The organism is Psychrobacter jeotgali (assembly GCF_904846315.1).
Taxonomy (GTDB): Bacteria; Pseudomonadota; Gammaproteobacteria; order Pseudomonadales; family Moraxellaceae; genus Psychrobacter; species Psychrobacter jeotgali.
On sequence record NZ_CAJHAF010000003.1, the window covers coordinates 1 to 4,583 of the forward strand.

Genomic DNA, 4,583 nt, shown 5'->3' on the forward strand with positions numbered 1-4,583 from the left:
GGCTATTGCAGAGGTCGCCAACGGTAAAGGTACTAATTATGATAGCTTTGGTGATTTGATGGATGAGCTAGAAGGCGAAGCTGATGAGATCCATTGAAGTATCAAACCAGTTTAAGAGAGATGCCAAAAAGAATTATCTAAGCTTACTCACTCCTGCATGGGGCGAGGTGCTTAATTGTCTGACTAACGATATACCGCTACCGGCTAAATACAAAGATCATGCGTTGACCGGCAATCATAAGGGGTTTAGAGATTGCCACATCAAACCTGACTTAGTGCTTATCTACCGTGTTCAGAGCGATACGGTAGATTTCGTTAGATTGGGTAGCCATTCAGAAGTATTTGATTAGCCTATTTTAAAATGTATATGCTGTTGAGCAGTTACTAAAAGATATTGCTCCTGAACTATTTAATATCAGACGAGGTTATAATTATTGTTTAATTCAGATCTTTTAGAGTTCATTCAGAAAAATTGGGGTGTCTATGGGCTAGTGTTATTAATTTTGATTGGGTTTATTCTATATATACCTAAATTCGTAGACTCGCTCGGTTATTTTAAGTTATTGAAAATACGCTATCTTAATGAAGCGCTTGATTCTAATCATGTTGATGAGGTATCTAAAAAACTTTTAAGTGAAAATCTTGCAAGCATATATTTTGCAAAGTGTACGGGCATCAGAGCCAATGAGGAAGAAAGACAGTATATTCTAGACACGTATAGAATCCTTGAAGGTAAATTTAATATAAATGAAATATATTATTCTGTGCAATATGTTCCTAATTATCCTCATCTTCTTTCAGCGTCAGCACTTACAGAAACGCAAAGCAAATTGAGAAAACTGCTTAAGTCATCTAACTATACATTACCTCTTACTGTCATCGTAACAATGATATCCTTTCTTGGTTTTTTTTATTTTTCAGCAGATGCCTACTATCAAAATAGCTTTTTTACTTACGAATATTTAAATACTGGGTTTATGGCTGGGTTTGGATTCATAATGAGTATTACTACTTACCTCCACACTATAATCTCCGTTCGTAGAATAGGTATTGCTAAAGATATAATTGAATACATTCAAGAGATCTCTGATGAAAACTAAACTGTAGTAGATATTTTTGATCAAAATCCCGCTATGTATGAAGTTGAAATCAACTGAGCTACAGCCGAAGATTCAAGATACTCTCTAAATTATCATTTTACTCTTAAAATCTATCTGCTTGTTCGTCATCAAGATACTCTTTCATAGATCGTTTGGTGAACTTGCTAGGGTCTTTTTTGAGCCAAGTCGCCATGTGCGTAATCCATGCACTAGATGAGCTGTTAGCAGGATTTTGTGGCATTACCAAATGAGCGTAATCAGATATGAATTTCTTGCTATTCACAGCCCTAGCAAGCTGTTTAGGCTTTAGTGCATTGACTTCATTGTCAGTTTTGTTGTTTATCCAGTCTATAGTGTTAGGGTCACGATTTGGTTTAACAGTTTTCTCAATTGAGTCAATTTTTATAGTGAATTTGAAAGCATCAACCTTACGCCCATTCTTGTATTGCTGATATTTGACGGTTATATCCGTGTATTCATTTATCTGTTCTACCGCAAAATCTAAAACTTTCTCTTTGAACTGCCCCATCCTTAAGTACTTACCTTCCTCAACCCCCATTTTCCGCCTAAATTCCTCAAGCTGCCACTTAGGAGTAACGCCTTTGCTTTTCCATGCAATTAATAGCTCATACAATCTCAATGCGTATCCACTAGTGAGATTGCTTACTTGCCCTATCTCATAACTGGTTAAACTACTCTCAAGCTCTGTAATTAAAGGAATTATAGCTCTAGAGAAGGTCAATTCCACAAGTGCTTCAGAGTCAACATATGCAACATCAGACACCCAACGGCTAGTTACATTTGCCATCCCTTTTTGTCTTTTCTCTTGATAACTAAATTGCCTTGCAAACAATGTCTTGCTGGCTTCTTTAAGGTTTTTATATGCAGTCTGTCTATGAACACCAAACTGCTTGATATAAGCATCGGCGTAAATCTCAATAGGCTTATCAAAGGCTATGTAATCAAGCTCATTCTTGTGGGTATGTTCTCTAATTACGATGATAGCCAGTAATAACAATCTTTGCTCAACAAGTGAAAGGGTATAACTTGCCTGAATAAGAGAGTTTTCTTTTACCACCAAAGATTTATTATTCATAAGTACTCCTTTATTTTTAACGGTATTAATACACCCTAACATGATAAGTGTATTATTGGTAGATAAAGGTGTACTTATTGGTAGATAAAGGTGTACTCATAAATGAATTTTGGTAGATAAAGGTGTACTTATTGGTAGATAAAGGTGTACTTATGAACGCTGTGAGCTATACTGCAAGAGGGCTGGAGAGGGCTGGAGAAATATGACAAATATTATTTAAAAATAACAAATAGGGATTTTTTTGTTTTTTACATAATAAAAGACAAAAGAAAAGAGCACCTAAATCAAAATATCTTAGTCTTTATCGTAAGTTTTATAATCAGGCAATCTCTCAATTTTTTCTAGATTATTCAAAGCTTCAGAATATTTCAAATTCTCCATTTCTTTTAGCATTCTAGTGACTCTATTCTTCTTAGTTCATTGGTAATTAGCTGTAAAAACCACTCTATTTGTCTACACGATTAGATTTAAGAGCTGTTTGACTCTATTTTTATACATACCTAGCCTATTAATTTCTATCGTTCTCTACAGCGATTTTACGGCTTTCTAGCTGCATTACCTCGTTCACCCTAGCAATTTCCTTTTGATTTAGACCATTAATCGCCACCAAGTAAGGCTCAACACGTTTTTTAAGGGTGTCATAGCTGTCTTCTGCCACGCTTTTTTCTAATCTAGCCTTCTCATAGTCCATCAGAATGCTATTTGCTGCTTTCACAGTCGGTTCTATTTGCTCAATAACGGCTGCTGAAACCTTTTCACCATACCTAGCCTTGCTTTCAAACATTTCAGGCTTAGGTGATACGGCTTCGATAGTGAAGTCTCTCGCATGATTGATGTCGTGGTAATACTCCTTGATGCTGGTATGCTTGGCTTTAGAGCCTTCCTTGCCCCTTGTTAGCCCCAAATCAGCGACAGTATTGGCAAAATTGGTTTGCATCTGGTTTAACTTAACCCTGCCCCCTAGAAAATCCTTGCAGTTCAGCTTTCCCTTTTGGTCAATAGGAACGACATAAGCGACTAGGTGCGGTGTGCTTATATCTCGATGAATACTCATACCTGCAATATTTTCTGCTCCATGCTTATCAATGAGCCATTGACTAGATCGCTTAAAAAACTCGGCTTCTTGGCTTTTTCCCCAGCCTTCCCATTCAGGACTAGCCGTTATCAAATACTCAATACATAGCACCGCATCAGAGCGTCTTTTTTCAGGAAGTCGGTTTTGTATTGCCTGTTTGATTGCTTCAGGGGTAGCAACGCTATGATTATTTTTAGGGGTGCGGTTGGGATCAGCATTGGGCGTTTCTATCGTTCGATAGTTGTGTGCAAGACTGCCACCAATGTTGCCCATCGTCTTTAATTTTGCTGTCCTCAAAATTGCATAGTTCATTGCCACTTTTTCCTATAATTGGGTGTTATTTCACTAAGGCGTACTTACTACACCATAATTTTACCTATTACGAAAGCGTGATTTTTGGAGAAAAAGGCGGTAAAAAAGGGCTGTTTTTCACTTTTTTGAAGTGACGCTGTATACAATTTGTAGACACATTTTTCTGTTATAAATCAATGATTAATGTCGTTTTTGTAAACTTTTCGTATACAAATTAAATTCGTTAAACCTAACAATATCAGCTACTTGGCAGTCCCTTTAGGGTGCGTAAGGTGTAGTCATTAAATTAGGTAGGAAATAACGGGTCTTTTATCTGTCGTAATATTTGCTGCAAAAAAGGGGTTATAAGAGCGTTACTCCTCGTCATTCACTGGCATAATCTTAGGCTGGTACAAACAACTTATTAACCTAAAAAAATTATCTGTCGCTACAGATAATTCTAGTAACGGAGTTATTTATGAGCATGATCGGTGTATCAGTCGCTAGCAATAAAAGCCTTCAACTTGAAGCCACCCAAGAAGCCTATAATAATCAGATTGGACGTTTAAACACTTTCTTGATAAAAGATGATACGCATGAAGAGATTGTTATGGCGAAAATGGTCAAACTGACACAGCAAGAAGCCACGCTAAGTCAATTCAGTGCTGTTGAGCTTGGTAAAATGTGCTCAGGGATCAAACAGAATATTGATGGTTTTCTTGCTGGGTTAAATGAGCAGACTGTCACCGCTTGAGCGCACAGAACGCTAAATCTATTGAGATTTAATCACCTATCGCTTATATTAGAGGTACAAATATAAGCGATAGGTGATTACTATGACTACAACTAATTATAATATACGGCTTGACCAGGATCTGAAGGACAGGTCTTTTTCTGTTCTTGAAAGCTATGGACTAACGCCTTCACAAGCCATAAGACTGTTCTTGAACCAAGTAGCCGATACCAATGCGGTTCCCTTGTCTTTTGACTATCAACCTAAGCTCAACGCGCAAACTATCGC

The 4,583-nt window shown here is 37.1% G+C and carries 6 protein-coding genes; 4 read left to right on the plus strand and 2 right to left on the minus strand.

All coding sequences use genetic code 11. The features are described 5' to 3' along the window. The first annotated feature begins 83 nt into the window (after positions 1–83). Both JMX18_RS13120 and JMX18_RS13125 read left to right on the plus strand, forming a co-directional pair. Entirely contained in the window at positions 84–350 is a 267-nt protein-coding gene (locus JMX18_RS13120; protein ID WP_201588368.1) for a type II toxin-antitoxin system RelE/ParE family toxin, read from the plus strand. A gap of 84 nt (positions 351–434) precedes the next feature. Continuing rightward, positions 435–1,100 carry a hypothetical protein gene (locus JMX18_RS13125; RefSeq protein WP_201588369.1) on the plus strand — a complete coding sequence of 222 codons (666 nt, stop codon included), beginning with the start codon at positions 435–437 and terminating at the stop codon, positions 1,098–1,100. A 103-nt stretch (positions 1,101–1,203) separates the two neighbouring features. On the opposite strand, the gene repM is transcribed toward JMX18_RS13125, so the two are convergent. After that, positions 1,204–2,196, minus strand: coding sequence for a replication initiation protein RepM (gene repM, locus JMX18_RS13130; protein WP_201588370.1), 993 nt, complete (start codon positions 2,194–2,196; stop codon positions 1,204–1,206). 508 nt (positions 2,197–2,704) lie between these two features. Continuing rightward, on the minus strand, positions 2,705–3,583 hold the full coding sequence (mobV, locus tag JMX18_RS13135) for a MobV family relaxase (RefSeq protein WP_201588371.1): 879 nt from the start codon (positions 3,581–3,583) through the stop codon (positions 2,705–2,707). Positions 3,584–4,040: 457 nt separating this feature from the next. Here mobV and JMX18_RS13140 point away from each other — a divergent pair, with 457 nt between their 5' ends. Next, on the plus strand, positions 4,041–4,316 hold the full coding sequence (locus tag JMX18_RS13140) for a hypothetical protein (RefSeq protein WP_201588372.1): 276 nt from the start codon (positions 4,041–4,043) through the stop codon (positions 4,314–4,316). An 82-nt stretch (positions 4,317–4,398) separates the two neighbouring features. Next, positions 4,399–4,583 (plus strand): type II toxin-antitoxin system RelB/DinJ family antitoxin (locus JMX18_RS13145; protein WP_201588373.1); only part of this gene is annotated, 185 nt, incomplete at its 3' end.

What these genes read in the sequence shown, in the direction of transcription:
- JMX18_RS13120 (WP_201588368.1), top strand. Translation starts at nt 84, where the DNA reads ATGAGATCCATTGAAGTATCAAACCAGTTTAAGAGAGATGCCAAAAAG.
- repM (WP_201588370.1), bottom strand. Translation starts at nt 2,196, where the DNA reads ATGAATAATAAATCTTTGGTGGTAAAAGAAAACTCTCTTATTCAGGCA.
- mobV (WP_201588371.1), bottom strand. Translation starts at nt 3,583, where the DNA reads ATGAACTATGCAATTTTGAGGACAGCAAAATTAAAGACGATGGGCAAC.
- JMX18_RS13140 (WP_201588372.1), top strand. Translation starts at nt 4,041, where the DNA reads ATGAGCATGATCGGTGTATCAGTCGCTAGCAATAAAAGCCTTCAACTT.